We start from the raw sequence: 14,993 nt of genomic DNA, 5'->3' as shown, positions 1-14,993 counted from the left end.
GATCGAGCGTGCCCCAGCGCAGAAGTTCGCGGAACCAAAAACCTAGCCACGGCAAGCGCGTCGTCCCCCGCCATGTGTCGAGAGTGGGTGTTTCAAGACCGGCCGCATTCTCGCCCCAGGCACGTGCGACCGCCGCACCGACTGCAACTCCCAGCTTGAACTCGATGTTGTCAGCGACAAAGCGTTGCCAGGAGCGTAACCGCTCGGCATCCGGAGCTTGAGAGCCGGGCAGCTGCATCCACCAGCCCATGATGCCGCGCCAATTCGCAAGCGAGGCTTGGTCGCTGACGGTGTCCCGCACGCGGAAGCCAATTCCGGGCTCCGCCCGGACGCGCTCTCCGAGACGGATGAACAGTGCGAATTTTTGTTCTGTTGGCCAAGCGCCATACTCGGCTGCGCCTTGCAGCTCGGCGATCAGCTGAGGTGCCACAAGTTCGAAGCGCCGTCCGATGTATGGCGTGAAGCCGTATTGATAGAGCCGTTGCCGCTGCTCCGCGTTAGGGTAAAGCCGCTCAACAAATGCCCGCCCGCGCCTTACGAAGCTTCGTTCCAACCAGGCCTCTTCGGCGGCGGCAACGCGGGCGAACGTTCGTTGCCACAGGTCCTGTAACAGCGCCTCGGTTCGCGGCCCATCTAAAACCTCCCGATCCGCGCGGGCGAGTTCTTCGATCGCGCTGAGCAGGAACCCGTCCAGCTCGTCAAGGCTGTCGCCGAGCTGATCTGCTGGAACGCGCGATGCAACGCCGAGGTTGGCGCCGGCGCCTTCAGGCAGTGTCGCTTCCAGCCAGGAGAGAAACTGTTCTTCCGTCCGAAGTCCGAATTGCGCCGCAGCCTTTTGCCAGATCGAGCGTAGGAGCACGACAAGCGGGCTGTGCACAGGACCGGCCGCTTGTTCCGCCTGAAGTCGGCCGAGGAGGTTGTTATAGTCCGCTTCTGCTCGCCGAATTTGACGCGATTGCTCCCTGCGCTGGCCGCGCGCTGTGGTCGAGACAGCTTCCGGGACCGCTACCAGCGTCATGCCCTCAATCGACTCCGCTGCGCCCGGCCGACCGGCACGGCCCGCCAAGTTGCGGAACTCAGCAGTCGACATGGGCACTACGATTGGCTGACGAGCTTGGGCGTCGTAGCTGCGACGCTCCAGGCTCGTCAGGAATATGATGTCGAATGGCAGATTTACGCCTTCCGTCAGCGTTGCCGTGGCGATCGTGACGGGACAGATCCTGCGATCGATAAGATCGGTCATCAGCCGCCGCAGGCGCTGTGGCATCTGGCCATGACTCGTCGCGATGCCGCGATCGAGCAGGCGGAGTTCGAACGACTGCTGGCCACAATAATCGATGCAAGCTGCACGGGCTTCCTGAAGGCGCGCCTGCCCCTCGGCGTCGGCCGGTGGGACGAAGGGCGGAACATTCTGCCATCCGGGAAGGTCAAACGCCTCGACATAGCGTTTCATCAAGCGCTCCGGCGATTGAGCGACTGAAATCAAAACGCGCCGGTTTCCCTCAAGCAGGTGCAGCGCCGTCCACAACACATACAATTCGTTGTAGTGCGGCAAGCTGTTCCGAATGCCCGCTGCAGGAAGCGGCATGGCCGGGAGGCGTAGCGGAAGGTAGACTGGCGCGTCTCGTCCTCGGACATAGAGCGGCTGACCATTCACGATATCGAGGATGGCTTCGGGCGCGCGTCGTGGATTTACCCGCAGACCACCGATCAGCTGCCGGCTACTGCGATAACCCAAGCCAACCGGCAGGGCGTCCGCCCGTCCCTCTATCCATCTAGCAACGGGACCCGCCGCGCCGCCTGCGACCGCGGTCAAGGCTATTCGCGCCATTCCCGGCTTGACCGCGAATAGTCGCGAGATCATTGCCTCCAGCCGCATCGCTCGGCTGGTATGGGCGGCGAGCGCCTCCTGCGCGTTCGCGTCATTCTCGCTGACGACCTGATGTGCCTCGTCGAGGATGAGCAGTCTCAGCCGTTGGACCAGCAGGTGACCCACATAGCGCATCAGCGCCTCGGCCTTCTCGACCGTGGCGATCAGCACCACTGGACGGTCAGCGGTGAGCCAATAGTCGGTGATCCCCCAGTCGGCGCCGCCATAGAGCCCTGTCACAATCAGGTCGCTGCCCAACTCCGCCGTCAGCTTCGCCTCCACCTCGCTCGCCAGCGCGCGTGAGGGAACGAGGTACAGCGCAAGTGGTGCGGCGCCGGGCTGTGCGTCAATCAACAGGAGTTCCTTCACGAGGGCCAGATTGGCGACCAGAGTCTTGCCTGAACCCGTTGGCGTGCAGAGTGCAAAGCTACTGCTGGTGATGAGGCGCTCGAGGCCCTGAACCTGCGATGTCCACAACACACCTCGGCCGCGAGCGTACTGCTCCCGCGCGAACCTCCACATCCGCGCTTGCTGTCCCGGTGCGTTTGCCGCCAGTCGCGAGACGCGGCCATGAAGGCTGTTGTCGGAATACCGCTTTGCGGTCGCCTCGATCAGATTGATCAGAATCCACAGTTCGTCGCTGGCGAGGCGTGTCGCCAACGTGCTCAGGCCCGACAGTTTGTTCACCGCCTGCTCGAGCCGGGAATTATTGCCTCTGCGGAGACTGTCGCCGATCAGACCGACCGCACGCACCAACTCGACCACGACATACCAGCCAATCTTGCTAGCAGGAGGCACGGGTGCGCCCTCGTCCCGATCGTCTGGCATGCGAGCAATGTCGACGCCGTCCTCCGCCGGTTCGTCGCTTTCAATGTCGGCCTCGTCTTCCGCTGCCAGGAGCGGCCCCGAGCCGTCCCGGCCCGTAAGCGCGGGGTTGTCTCTCCAGAATGCGGCAGAACGCTCGAGCAAACGGTCAAAGTCGGTGCTCAAAAACGCGGCGAAGATTTCGGCAACACCCTGACCATAACCCCCCTGACGCAGTAGACTTGTCGCCATCGCGGGCAGGCCGGCCAACTGATAGGCGCCGGCAGCAAGCAACCCGACGGGTACGTCACGGGTGACCGCGTCAGAGGATCGTGCCAGCCATTCGAGTAACTCTGCGGCACGTCGGTAGCATCCGAGCGCGTCCGCTGAGCCTTGTCCGTCTATCTCCCGGAAGATCCCTGCGGCATGCAACAGCCGACGAGCATCGTCGAACTGCTCATGTGACTCGCTCTGGGCCCATCCGATAGGTGGCACGTGCCAAGAGTTCTGCAGACTTCGAACGAACAGTCGCGCCTGCGCCGGCGTCAGTTCGTTTTCGGCGGCCCGGCCAAGGCGAATATTCATCGCCAGTTCGCGCCGCTGTTCGTCGAGCCGAGCCATCAGCGATTATTCCATAGAGACCGATAGATTTGCTCGATGAGCTCGACGCCGCCCTCAAGCACCAGCTCGACGACCTGCAGTGGCCGTCCAGCTGTGTATTCCGGCGGCGGCGCAGCCACCGGGAGATAGGCTTGGCCCGCGACCCTCCGCGCTGCGCGATTGCCGGCGACGAAGACCAGATCGGTTCGAGGAAGAGGTGCTGCCCCGATCAGCAAGGCCCGATCGAGAGACACGATCGCTTCTGCATACTCTTCGCGCGCCTTTTCGCACAGCAGTCGGTGCATTTGCTCAAGGCCCTGCGGCGCTGGGAGGCCGCGGTTCATCTCGTTCCATACCCCGTCGTTGCTTCGCACTCTGGCCCCTGCAGGGCCAGTCCAACTGCCAAGCATCATGTCGTTCATGGCACTCGGCGTGAGCGCCGCGCGCCACTTCGCCTCCCCGGCAATGAACCGTACGACCTCACCACTGACCGGATCAATCCCAAGCGCAATGAAGTCATTCCCATGACGTCCGGAAACCTCACGAACGCGAGCCGGATCGCGAGCCAGATCGAATATGTAGGCCTCCACTTCGGCATGGTACCGGAACAGGAAGATAGGAATTGTCCATTGGTGGCCGCCGATGAACTGATAAGCCTGGGTCATCAGACCGGCCATTACCTCACCGAACAGTCCTTTCTTCGCGGTCGCTGGGAGGCAGTTCGGATACTGTGCATCCGCGCCTGGGCCATCCGCATCTGGGTGGAGGTCGATCCTGGCGGCACGATGGAAGACTTCACGGGCATCGAGATGAGCGGACTCGAAATACGGGCGCAACTCTTCGACCACGGTGTTGTCATTTGCGACCGCCTGTTCGAACAGCAGATGTCCATAGTTTCCGTTCATCCGCGCGGCCCCTCGGAGCCAGCGATTAAGAAAAGGCATTGGCGGCGGGCAATTATGCAGCATCGGATATTCGCCCCGCCGGCCCGATCGGAATGATCTCGATCTGCCCCAAATCAAGTGTCCCACTGACGATCACAGCTGCACCTGATACCGGCTGTCTCGTATCCGCTCGATGGCGTCCCTAAGATCATTCCCTCCAGTCAGGCGCAGGATCTCGGCGATATAGTCCTTCGTCAGGCGGGTTTCGATGCCGGCCTTGACGGCATCGTCGAGGTAAGAGATGCCATCAGTCCCATTGCTAAGCTCTCTGGCGCTGGCCACGGCCATCTCGGCAAGGCTCGCCGCTGTCGGATGGAGGATGGTCGCGCCGATTCGGGTATAGAGTACCGTGGCGACGCCTTCGAAATTGGTCAGGCTCTCGATGATGATCCTGTTAGGCGTCGGCTGCTTTGGTGGCGTATAGCTTTTGGTCGATCCAACTTCATGCAGTTCCCTCCGATAAAGGCGGTCGGCCGCCTCTTTGGCATCAAGCTCGACCACAAGTATCTCGGCTTTGACCGGGCAGCCGAGTTCGCTAGGGACCAGCGTTGGCGCCCCTTTTCTTGTTCGACTCTGTCGCGCGAACTCCACGGGAAACGGCGTTTGACAGGCAATGCGCGAGGTGATGAACGGCTCGATTTCGTCACCAGGGTCGCCGATCAGCGATCCATATGCCAATATGCCGACCGTCCCGTGCATACGTTCAGTACCCCCCATGACCGACCGCCGTCCTTGATAATCGGCAATCTGCCGTCTATATTTACGGCAAGTTGCCATCTGCAGCAAGGAGGCTGTCATGTCGATCGCCATCGTCGAGGAAGTCGCACGAAAGCTCGGCGGCCAGAGCGTGCTTGGCCGGGTGGTGCGTTCGCAAGCCGACCTGGCATTGGCCGTGCGCAATAGGCTACCGCTCTCTGCTCTTCGGGGGCTTAGCCAGGCCGGAATGACCGAGCAGGAAATTGAGACATTCGTGATCCCGCAGCGCACCCGCCGTCACCGCGCGGACAAGCAGCAGCCACTGACTGTGGATGAGTCGGATCGCGCCGTTCGGCTCTTGCGAGTCCAATCTCTGGCTGAGCAGACCTTCGGTGATCAGGAGAAGGCGAACCGCTGGCTTCGTCGGCCGCTCCTCGAACTCGGCGGTGAGACGCCGCTAGTGGTAGCCCAAACCGAGGCCGGTGCGCGCGTGATCGAGACCATCCTCGGCAAGATCGCTTGGGGCGCCGCCGCCTGATGTTGCTCTGGCGTCTGTCGGGGAAACAGTATGCTCAGGCACTCGACGGCGGCTATGGTCTTCATTTTGACGGACGCTGGAACACCGTTGGCCATGCGGTCACGTACTGCGCTACGTCTCCTGCCCTTTGCGTTCTCGAGAAGCTCGTCCATGTCGAAGACCCGGCGCTCCTGCCGGAGCTCGTCATGGTGACGTACGAGCTGCCCGATTCGGTAACGGTAAAGGACATTGGACTCCCTGATCTGCCGTCGGACTGGCGTCAGCACGAGGCCTGGAGTCAGGAGAGGGGAGACGAATGGCATGAAGGACGCTCGACCCTGTTGTTGCGCGTACCTTCGGCCATTGTGCCGGTCGCCAATTCACCGGACGTAAATGTGCTGATTAACCACGGCCATCCGGCCGTGGCCGAGATCCGTATCGTTGGCCAGGAACCCTTCTCACTCGATCCCCGATTATTTTGAAGGGGCCAACGTACAAGACACGACTTGATCCTCCCACTTGCGGTCTTCGTCATAGTGGCGGTGGAAATCGGGACGAGCTTCTTGTTTTTCTCCCTCGTCTGAGGCAGAAAAAGCGGAACCTGGCCGATTCGAGGATTCGATGACGACACCTTCCCCGCTAATTCTGTCGCAGCCTGATCAGGTCACTGGGCGCCTTCAGGAGCTCGGCCTGACGGAAGAAAACCTGCTGCACGCTGCACGCCGCTGGCATGTGGCCTGGAGTGGATTCACGGCGAACCATCCGCCGTTCGGAATCGGCATCGCAGCTTGGATGGAGGCGGTTGCGGCATTGCGCGAGACAACCATGCCCTTGGGTTGGGCGCGGTCCGATGAGCGCAACTACGCGCTCGTGATCAGCCCCGACGGCGCGATGGCCATCAGTGTAGCCACCGGCGACGCGGGCACTGGCCGACCTGATGCGAACCCGAGCAATAAGGCCCCCAAGGGCGTCAGCACAGCTGATGCGATCTCCGTGAACCAAATCCAGTTGGAACTCGATTTGCCGGTGCCCGAGCTTCCGTCATCGGACGACGATGGACCGCTGACCTGGTTCTTGCTCCTCCACCGTGGACATGACGAGATTCGCTGCGAATTGTCCTTGCCTCTCGAGATGTCGCCCGATGGCAGGATCAGCCGCTGGAAGGAACGGATGATCTTGTCCTCAATCCCGCTCGATGGAGAGATTGTCGAGCTTATTGCGCCGGAGGGACCCGATCTGGATATCGACGTAAAGCGAAAGGCATGAGTACCATCGAGATTTTTAACCCGTCTCGATTGACATGGGCGCGGCGCCGGCGTGGATTAACGAAAACGAAGCTCGCCGTCTCACTGGGCGTCGATCTGCGATCGGTCTCCGCGTATGAGACCGGGGAATTCGCTCCGGAATCGGACAAGCTGACCCGAATCGCGGCTGTGCTTCGGTTCCCCGAGACCTTCTTTTTCGGCGACGATCTAGAGGAGCCGGCATTCGACACTGCCAGCTTCCGATCGATGTCGAAGATGACCGCGGCGCAGCGGGACACAGCGCTGGGAAGCGGCGCGATCGCACTGCTCCTCAATGAATGGATCGAAGCGCGTTTCGATCTTCCTCGCGCCGATGTTCCCGATCTCGGTCGAGATGGCAGTCCTGAGGGCGCCGCGGAAGCCGTGCGGCGAGCTTGGGGCCTCGGCGAGCTGCCGATCAAGAACATGGTCCACCTTTTGGAAGCGAAGGGTGTGCGGGTCTATTCGCTCGCCATCGATGCCGTTGAGGTCGATGCGTTTTCTATGTGGCGACAGGATCGTCCTTTCGTCTTCCTCAACACTCTGAAGTCCGCCGAGCATGGGCGTTTTGACGCAGCGCATGAGCTAGGACATCTCGTGCTGCACCGTCATGCGGCGCCGAATGGCCAGGAGGCGGAGCAGGACGCCAACGCCTTCGCGTCGGCATTTCTAATGCCGGCAGCTAGCGTTCGTGCACACGCGCCTCGCTTCGCCACCATCGACAATCTTATCCGGCTGAAGAAAATCTGGGGCGTTTCGCTCGCCGCCATCACTTATCGCCTGCACAAGCTCGGGTTGCTGACAGACTGGCATTACCGCAAGCTCTACATTGAGATCGCGTCCCGGGGGTATCGCAAGACCGAGCCTGACGGTGGGCCACGGGAGGTCTCGCAAATCCTTCAAAAGGTCTTCGCAGCGTTGCGGGAAGACGGAATTGGGAAGCACGATATCGCTTGCGCCTTGAATGTGCATGCCGAGGACGTGAATGAGCTCGTCTTCGGTCTCGCTCTCACCGGTCTCAACGGATCTGGCCGTCCTTCCACGCCGAAGCGCCGGCCGGAGTTAACCGTCGTATCCTCGCGGGAGTGAGTCAATGCTGGGCTTTCGTGAGGCGCAGGCCGTCGAAGATCTTGCAGACCTCCTCTATGACTTCTTGCCGGGGAGCGGAAACAACCGCACGGCGTTTCCGCTGGCAGCCGCGCAGGCTGGCGTCGGCGACTTGTGGATTCCCGGCAGCAAGCGTCCGGCGATCGTTCAACTCCTGACCGCTACTCTGGAGCGACGCCGTCACCTTTTCACCAAGCTGATCATATCGATTGTACGGCAAGCGATGACCTATCGCCGTGGCAAGGGCAATCCGTTGACCCGCGGTGAGGTCGAACGCTTGAACAGCCTGCTCCCCGGCGTCTCATTCAAGATTCCCGAACTGCTTGATCGCGCGTTCCTTGAGAGTCTGAGCGGCACATCAGAGGCACGGCGCGAACCGCAATCAAGCGGCCTCAGCATGGAGCGGAGCAAGGCGCTCGCTTCACTCCTGATCGAAATTGGTCGTCTAAACCCCCAAGAGCGCGGCCTGCGTTTCGAGGGCTTCCTGAATGAACTCTTCGACGCATTCGACTTAGCGCCGCGCGGCTCGTTCCGGCTCGTAGGCGAGCAAATCGACGGGAGTTTTCGCCTGGATGGGCAAACCTACCTTGTCGAGGCAAAGTGGCACGGACCGCAGATCGGCTTCGCCGATTTGATGACATTCTCCGGCAAGGTTGGAGGAAAGGCATCCTGGTCGCGCGGCCTGTTTGTGAGCAATTCCGGCTTTACCGCGGAGGGGCTCGAAGCGTTTGCGCGCGGTCGCCAGACCAATCTGATCTGTGTTGATGGCCTTGACCTCTATGAAGTGCTGGATGGCCGCGCGAACCTAACCGACGTATTGCGCCACAAGGACCGGCGTGCCGCGGAAACCAACCGGGCCTTCGTGCCGGTGCGCGACCTGAACCTAACGCGAGCCTAACGTCCCCCAGTTGGACGGTGCATTTCTCGCCTTCAGCATTAGCTTTTCGAGTTTCTTCTCGACCCCCGGCAGCAGGAATCCGATGAGGCTTAGGGAATCGGAGTGCGGCAGGAAGTCAGGATCCCCACGTTCCAGTGACTTGCGGATCGTCTGCCGTCGGTTTTTCCACTTGCCGGTCCGGTCCTGGCCTTCCACGATATCGCCATTGCGGAAATGGATCAGGGCATGACCGAATGCGGCGACATGCTCCGGGTAGGCATCGGCGATGCGATGACCGACCTCCACAAGTTGCTTGAAGTGCCAACCGACTGGCCGGCCTTCCCTTGCACTCGTAAGACCGTTCATTAGGGCGACGAAACCACTTTCGCTGTCTGGCGATAGGGGCAGGTCTATTCCCCGGCCGGCAAAGGATTGGCGGATCTCGGCCCAGGTAAGCCGCGCTTCTTCGCTGGGCTCAGCGTTCCGTTCTCGGTCGATCCAGAAGGCAAAGAGATCGCTTCGGAGCGCATCGGCCGCCGCTGTCTCGCGCGCACACAGTTCTGCATCGATCGCCTTGCGGATCGCAGCCGCTTCACTTTCGTAGTCGAAATGCCAGCATCGCTGTCTGTCCTGTTCCCAGGTCAGCTCGTCAAAGAGAACAAGGCTGCTTTCCCATAGGTCAGCGATGGCGTCGCCGGCGCGCACCGGTCGCCGAAAGTGACAGCGGACATGGAATCGCCTGGTGTGTTCGGAATGCGCGGCCGTCTCTTCGTCGACGATGAGGATATTGGAGTTGTTTGTGAACAGGAGGTCGTCGGTCGTCAGCCTCCGGTAGTCCGGATCAAACCGGCCCATGACCCAGACCAACAGCGCACGTTCGTCCCTGTAGAAGGTGCGCCTCGCCACGACGACATCAAGAAAGGTCGTCGACAACTGGACTTCGAAAGCAAGACGTCCCTGAGCGCCGTCTGCCTGAACATCCGGCTGCCGACGCATGGCAGGGTCGCGCGCAGATCGCCACTGGCGCTCCTCCTCAATGCCTGAGTACCGGGGGTCGGCTAACAGGCTCCTTAAAATCAGCGCCTTGATCCGGCGGTGCGGCTCGCTCTCGCGCAGCCCATGGTATTTTCGCGCAAGGATATCCTCGCGCGAAAGCGGGTGACGAGTCTGCGCAGGGCAGGATCCGTCCTCTATTTGGTGCTTGAAGTAAAACCGCTTGTGCTGGTTTGAAACCAAATAGACAGGAACGGCACATACTGGGCACCGAAAGCGGGGTGACCCATTCAGCTTCTCTCGGATGTCAACGCGTTGACCGATCAGCTGCTCGTAGCGCCAGCTGCTGATCCATTCCCTGACATCGAGGTATTCGCCAGATGCGCAGTCGAGTACTTCTTCGATCTCAAGATCGTGCGCCGGCGATGCAAAAGACAAGGGATCGACAGTGACGTTGCCCCAAAGGTTTCTTACGTGTTGCGCGGGTTTCTGTTCCAACGCTGGGACCTCGCTGCAGAACGAATATCCGATTCGCCTTACGTCCGGCGCTATCCTACGTGGCGGCTGCACCACAGCCAAAAATCGGCACGACACCGCAATCCCATGACATCTGATGGAAAAGGGCGAACTTTGCTAAAGTGGCCAAGGGGGGCGGAGTCGCTGATGGAAGATACTGACGAGCACGAGATCTTTCAGAGAAGCAGGACCGACAAGACCTATGTCGGGCCATCCTTCCCCGCGTTCAATGGCAAGCGGCTCCGCATAGCGAACAAGTATATCGACGGCGGTGAGAGTTACGAATACGCAACCGTCAAGGACGAGGTTGTGCTTCGAACCACGGCCGGTGGCAGGTTTCAAATCAAGGCGACCTTCATCGAGGATGATCGGTCTTTCCAGACCGTCACCATTCAGAAATTTACGGGCAGCGGGCGCGCTCGGGAATATTTCACTTTCCTACCACGTGAGATCGCCAGCCTTCTCAAATTCCTCTCCAACATAAAGCGCCTGCATTTCCCTAACGAGGGGAAAATAAACATCGCCGATAGCGACCTTGAAGAGCTTCTTCTCAGTCCGGCGCAGGCGAGACGCTTGGCCGTTGACAATGAGGAACTGATCGCGGCCCTCGCGCGTACCGAGATCACCAGTGAGGACATTGTTGCCCTTGGCTATCGACGCAAGCAACTGCGAGTTTTCGAGAGACTGCTCAACGAGTCGGCGTATTTCGAGGCGGCGCTGCGAAAGCATCCCAAAGGGCCGGAAGATGTGTGGCAGAAGTTTTTCGAGGCGAACCCGTGGATCTTCGGTTGTGGGCTCTCGCTCATCCACTTTGGTCCGCTAGATGATCGACGGCTTGAGCAAACAGTTCGGGGCTTCAGCATTACTGGTCCGGGCAAGCGGGTCGATGCGTTGCTGAAGTCCCACGCAATGGTGAGCACAACCTGTTTTATCGAGATCAAGCGCCATGACACCGAGCTGATCTCGAAGAGCAGCTATCGCTCCGGTGTGTGGCAGCCTTCGGCTGAGCTTGTGGGCGCCGTCGCGCAGGTACAGGGCACGGTGTCCGCGGCACTCGAACAGTGGCAAGCGCGTGAAGAGGTCACAACCGCATCCGGCGAGCCGACGGGCGAAACACTATTCACAACCGAGCCGCGATCATTCGTGATCTGCGGGAACCTTGGTGAGTTTCAGGTCGAGCATGCCATCAACGAGCGAAAATTCCGATCGTTCGAGCTGTATCGCCGGAATCTGATACAGCCGGAGATCATCACATTCGATGAGCTCTATGAACGAGCGCGCTTCATCGTGGACGCGGAGCGCAAAGGAGAGGACAGCAGTGCGTCATAGGCCAAGATGGTAGCTGATGTCTGGCTCGGCTGCTCCCGCCACGAATCCGGCATCCCACCACCGAGATGCGAAAGTGACGCAGGATAGATCGCCTCGAAAGGCCGTCCAGACCTTGGACTAAGCCCGATTTCCCGGTGTTCGCCATTGTGCTTCGAAAGTCGCATGACCGCATGACCTTGCAGTGTGGGACAATCTGAACGGCTATCGCAATGCTCGTTAACGACCCCGCGCCCATAGCGGCCGGCCACCCATTACCGCACTGGGCTTCATCCCAACACAAGGCCGGCGCGGTGCATTTCGGTGTTTCGATGGCGTGAGCTGCCACGCCTTCACATCCACTCTTGAGGTCTTGAGGAACAAGGTTGGTGCTTGGTGGCGCTGCCGCGCGAGCAGCGTCGCTTGCTAAGAGGCACTCTCATCCGTTAGAGCACCGCGCAAACGAGGAAGCGTCAGGACGTTTAATCCTCTTCAGTAGCACCGTTCCGTGCAATTCGCATCTAACAGGGAAGCAGACATGAGGCGGCAGGCCCGACCGTTCACTGTGGAGATCAAACAGAAGCGCAGCTCTCAGAGAAGCGGCCGTTCTATTTGGGGTGACGTCGATCTGGCAGCAGCTATGGCCGAGACAACAAGGGAGCTCAAGGAGATTGAGCAGCCAAACCGGCATCTTGTTGACTCTAACGTCGTAGCCTTGGATGCTGCACAGGTGCACGAACCCCGAGCGGAGCATCTCATGGCACCTGAATCAGAAGAAGCGGCAACAGAGCCTGCGGTCACAGTTGTGACGCCTGATGCGAAGAAGAAAAGTCCCCGATCGCGGAAGGCAAAGGCCGAACCGAGGGTGCCGGCTCGGAAAAATGGCGCCGATACGGAATCGCCGACGGGGGAAGCACCAGCAGCAGCCGTGCGGACCGGCCGGAAGGTCCACTCCGAAAAGGAGCGCGCCCAGAAGCTTGCTCAGATCGCGAAGTCAATCAGCGGCGGCGCCACACTCAAGAGCGCCGTAAAGCAGGCCGGCATATCGGAACAGACCTACTATCATTGGAAAAAGGCCGCCGCGCCTGCAGCACCAAGTGACGAACTGATGGATCTGCTCGCGCTCGAGGACGAAAACAAGCAACTGAAGAGGCTGCTCGCCGAACGCCTTCGCAAGGAGAACGCGGAACTGAAGAGGAAGCTGGGGATCCAATAAAGCTTCAGAAGTCTGCCGGCTCGCCGATCGGAGCGGCGGCATATCGTCCTTGCCGAAGCGTCGTCCGGGAACTGCCTCTGGCGTCGCCGCAAACGTTACGTTCAGCGATACCGCACAGGCAATGTACCATGGCCGCAGCCCGGCCCGTATCTGACGCGCACGCGGCGAATTGGCGGCAAGGTCAATCAGATCGCGGATCGTAAGGTAGGCTGTCGCAAATCCGCACCCTGCGCGGCCAAGGACTCTTGTCAGATCCCGCCCATGCAGAGGTATTTCATCTCGAGGTAATCCTCGAGACCGTGGCGGGAGCCCTCCCGCCCGATGCCGGACTGCTTCATCCCGCCAAACGGCGCCGCCTCCGAGGACATGCGCCCGGTATTGATACCGACCATGCCATACTCCAAGGCCTCGGCCACACGCCAGACACGGCTCAGGCTGGAGGCATAGAAGTAGGCGGCAAGGCCGTAGATCGTGTCGTTGGCCTCAAGGACGACCTGATCCGCATCTTCGAAGCGAATGATCGGAGCCAATGGCCCGAACGTCTCCTCCTGCGCCACCGCCATTTCACCGGAGATGTCGGTGAGGACCGTCGGGTGGAAGAACGTGCCTTCTTTGCCGATGCGATTGCCCCCGCATCGAACTGTGCCGCCCTTCGCGACGGCATCGGCGATATGGGATTCGATCTTGGTCAAAGCATGCCTGTCGATCAGCGGTCCAATCGCCACGCCTGGATCGAAGCCGTCGCCAACCGATAGCTGGCCGACCTTCTCTACGAATTTGTCGACAAACTCGTCATGAACGCTCGACTGGACATAAAGCCGGTTGGCGGAAACGCAGGTCTGGCCGGCATTGCGGAACTTCGCCTGGATCGCACCGTCAACGGCCGCATCGATGCCGGCATCGTCGAAGACGATGAAGGGCGCATTGCCTCCGAGCTCGAGGCTGACCTTCTTGATCTGGTCGGAGCACTGGCGCATGAGCTGCCGCCCGACCTCGGTGGAGCCGGTGAAGCTGATCTTGCGTACCTTGGGATTGGAGCAGAGTTCACGCCCGACCGCATGACCCTCGGAAGCATAAATCAGGTTGACGACGCCTTCGGGAAAGCCCGCCTTGTGGGCGAGGGCAAACATCGCGCCCGCCACCAGCGGCGTCTGTTCGGCTGGCTTCAGCACGATCGTGCATCCGGCCGCCAATGCGGGCGAAATCTTGCGCGCTACCATCGATGCCGGAAAGTTCCATGGCGTGATCGTGCCAACAACGCCGATCGGCTGCTTGATTACGAGCAGGCGCCGATCGGTCGAGGGCGGGAGAATCGTCTCGCCATAAATGCGATTGGCCTCTTCGGCGTACCATTGCAGGTATGCGGCCGCATGCGAGACCTCCGATTTGGCTTCGGGAAGCGGTGTGCCCATCTCGGCGGTGAGAAGCGCGGCAAGGTCGTCGGTGTGATCGACGATCAACTGATGCCAGCGCCAGAGCATGTCGCTGCGCGCGCGGGCCGTCAAAGCCGCCCATCTTGGCTGCGCGACATAGGCCTTGTCGATCGCAGCGCGCGTTTCCGCGACACCCATGTCAGGCAGCTCCGCCAGCAATTCGCCGGTCGATGGGTTGAAGACCTCGAATATCGGCTCCCCAACGGGCGTGCCAAGCGCCGGCACGCGGTCGATGGCGCCAAACAGGTCGGGGCATTTCAGGTGGCGGATCAAAGGCTGGCAGAGCGGCAATACCGGAATCCTCGTCAACGCGGCAAATGTGTCTGTTGGTGGGGGTGTGGATGTTTATCTCTGCTGTCGGGGTTGCCATAGGGCCTCGGACGAACAGGGCTAGACCCAAGTTGAGTATTTCTCGACCCGGAAATGGGACGGTCGCAGACGAAGCCGATGGCCTCGTATTTCCTCTGTCATGCCGATCCGGAAAGCACGTCAAAAACATATCGCTTGGCGCGGCGCACGCTTTCTTCCAGCGACATCCCGAGCGCAATCGAGGCGGCAATGGCGCTGGAGAGCATGCAGCCCGTCCCCCGCATCTCGCGCGGCAGGCGCGGTGCCATAAATCGAAGGGGAGGGCACTGCGGCTGCAACAGCCAGTCGACCGCTTCGTTGCCGCGCGCATGACCGCCCTTGACGAGGACGGCCGTCGATAGAGTTCTCGACAACTCCTCACCCTGGCGGCAAGCGGATGCCTCATCGACTGCGATCGCCGATCCGGTCAGCACGGCCAATTCCGGCAGGTTCGGGGTGACAATCCGGCAATGCGGCATGAGAT

13 protein-coding genes are annotated in these 14,993 nt (G+C 60.7%); 7 read left to right on the top strand and 6 right to left on the bottom strand.

The genetic code is table 11. From position 1 onward, the window contains the following. From EOA78_RS31695 to EOA78_RS31685, 3 genes are all read right to left on the bottom strand, one after another. Positions 1 to 3,295, bottom strand: a 3,295-nt coding sequence (locus EOA78_RS31695; protein WP_127319262.1) for a DEAD/DEAH box helicase, incomplete at its 3' end; no start/stop codon positions are given. Further along, positions 3,295 to 4,179, bottom strand: a complete 885-nt coding sequence (locus EOA78_RS31690) for an aminotransferase (RefSeq protein ID WP_348628511.1) — start codon at positions 4,177 to 4,179, stop codon at positions 3,295 to 3,297. The genes EOA78_RS31690 and EOA78_RS31695, both read right to left, overlap by 1 nt. A gap of 132 nt (positions 4,180 to 4,311) precedes the next feature. Beyond that, positions 4,312 to 5,028 carry a hypothetical protein gene (locus EOA78_RS31685; RefSeq protein ID WP_127319258.1) on the bottom strand — a complete coding sequence of 239 codons (717 nt, stop codon included), beginning with the start codon at positions 5,026 to 5,028 and terminating at the stop codon, positions 4,312 to 4,314. On the opposite strand from EOA78_RS31685, the gene EOA78_RS31680 reads away from it, so the two are divergent. From EOA78_RS31680 to EOA78_RS31660, 5 genes are all read left to right on the top strand, one after another. Beyond that, the gene (locus EOA78_RS31680) at positions 5,015 to 5,452 is read left to right on the top strand and encodes an antitoxin Xre/MbcA/ParS toxin-binding domain-containing protein (RefSeq protein ID WP_127319256.1); all 438 of its coding nucleotides are present in this window, start codon (positions 5,015 to 5,017) and stop codon (positions 5,450 to 5,452) included. The genes EOA78_RS31685 and EOA78_RS31680 overlap by 14 nt on opposite strands. Next, the gene (locus EOA78_RS31675) at positions 5,452 to 5,913 is read left to right on the top strand and encodes an RES family NAD+ phosphorylase (RefSeq protein WP_127319254.1); all 462 of its coding nucleotides are present in this window, start codon (positions 5,452 to 5,454) and stop codon (positions 5,911 to 5,913) included. Before EOA78_RS31680 ends, EOA78_RS31675 begins: the two co-directional genes overlap by 1 nt. 139 nt (positions 5,914 to 6,052) lie before the next feature. Next, positions 6,053 to 6,697 carry a hypothetical protein gene (locus EOA78_RS31670; protein ID WP_127319252.1) on the top strand — a complete coding sequence of 215 codons (645 nt, stop codon included), beginning with the start codon at positions 6,053 to 6,055 and terminating at the stop codon, positions 6,695 to 6,697. Between the two features lie 245 nt (positions 6,698 to 6,942). After that, positions 6,943 to 7,803, top strand: a complete 861-nt coding sequence (locus tag EOA78_RS31665) for an ImmA/IrrE family metallo-endopeptidase (protein WP_245477893.1) — start codon at positions 6,943 to 6,945, stop codon at positions 7,801 to 7,803. A gap of 4 nt (positions 7,804 to 7,807) precedes the next feature. Further along, complete coding sequence (locus EOA78_RS31660; protein ID WP_164784019.1) at positions 7,808 to 8,719, top strand: restriction endonuclease; 912 nt, start codon at positions 7,808 to 7,810, stop codon at positions 8,717 to 8,719. Here the strand turns inward: EOA78_RS31660 and EOA78_RS31655 are convergent. Further along, positions 8,705 to 10,189 carry a DUF6035 family protein gene (locus EOA78_RS31655; protein ID WP_127319248.1) on the bottom strand — a complete coding sequence of 495 codons (1,485 nt, stop codon included), beginning with the start codon at positions 10,187 to 10,189 and terminating at the stop codon, positions 8,705 to 8,707. The genes EOA78_RS31660 and EOA78_RS31655 overlap by 15 nt on opposite strands. Before the next feature lie 165 nt (positions 10,190 to 10,354). Between EOA78_RS31655 and EOA78_RS31650 the strand changes: the two genes are divergently transcribed. Together EOA78_RS31650 and EOA78_RS31645 are read left to right on the top strand one after the other, a co-directional pair. Then, entirely contained in the window at positions 10,355 to 11,536 is a 1,182-nt protein-coding gene (locus EOA78_RS31650; RefSeq protein ID WP_127319246.1) for a Shedu immune nuclease family protein, read from the top strand. A 514-nt stretch (positions 11,537 to 12,050) separates the two neighbouring features. Continuing rightward, the gene (locus EOA78_RS31645) at positions 12,051 to 12,728 is read left to right on the top strand and encodes a transposase (RefSeq protein ID WP_127319244.1); all 678 of its coding nucleotides are present in this window, start codon (positions 12,051 to 12,053) and stop codon (positions 12,726 to 12,728) included. 248 nt (positions 12,729 to 12,976) lie between these two features. Here EOA78_RS31645 and EOA78_RS31640 read toward each other — a convergent pair whose 3' ends face one another. Beyond that, positions 12,977 to 14,407 carry an NAD-dependent succinate-semialdehyde dehydrogenase gene (locus EOA78_RS31640; protein ID WP_245477895.1) on the bottom strand — a complete coding sequence of 477 codons (1,431 nt, stop codon included), beginning with the start codon at positions 14,405 to 14,407 and terminating at the stop codon, positions 12,977 to 12,979. Positions 14,408 to 14,628: 221 nt separating this feature from the next. Beyond that, the coding region (locus tag EOA78_RS31635; RefSeq protein WP_206533539.1) for a PfkB family carbohydrate kinase at positions 14,629 to 14,993 on the bottom strand (365 nt) is incomplete at its 5' end.

Source organism: Mesorhizobium sp. M5C.F.Cr.IN.023.01.1.1 (genome assembly GCF_003997585.1).
GTDB lineage: Bacteria > Pseudomonadota > Alphaproteobacteria > Rhizobiales > Rhizobiaceae > Mesorhizobium > Mesorhizobium wenxiniae.
This window is presented reverse-complemented; position numbering and strand designations above follow the sequence as displayed.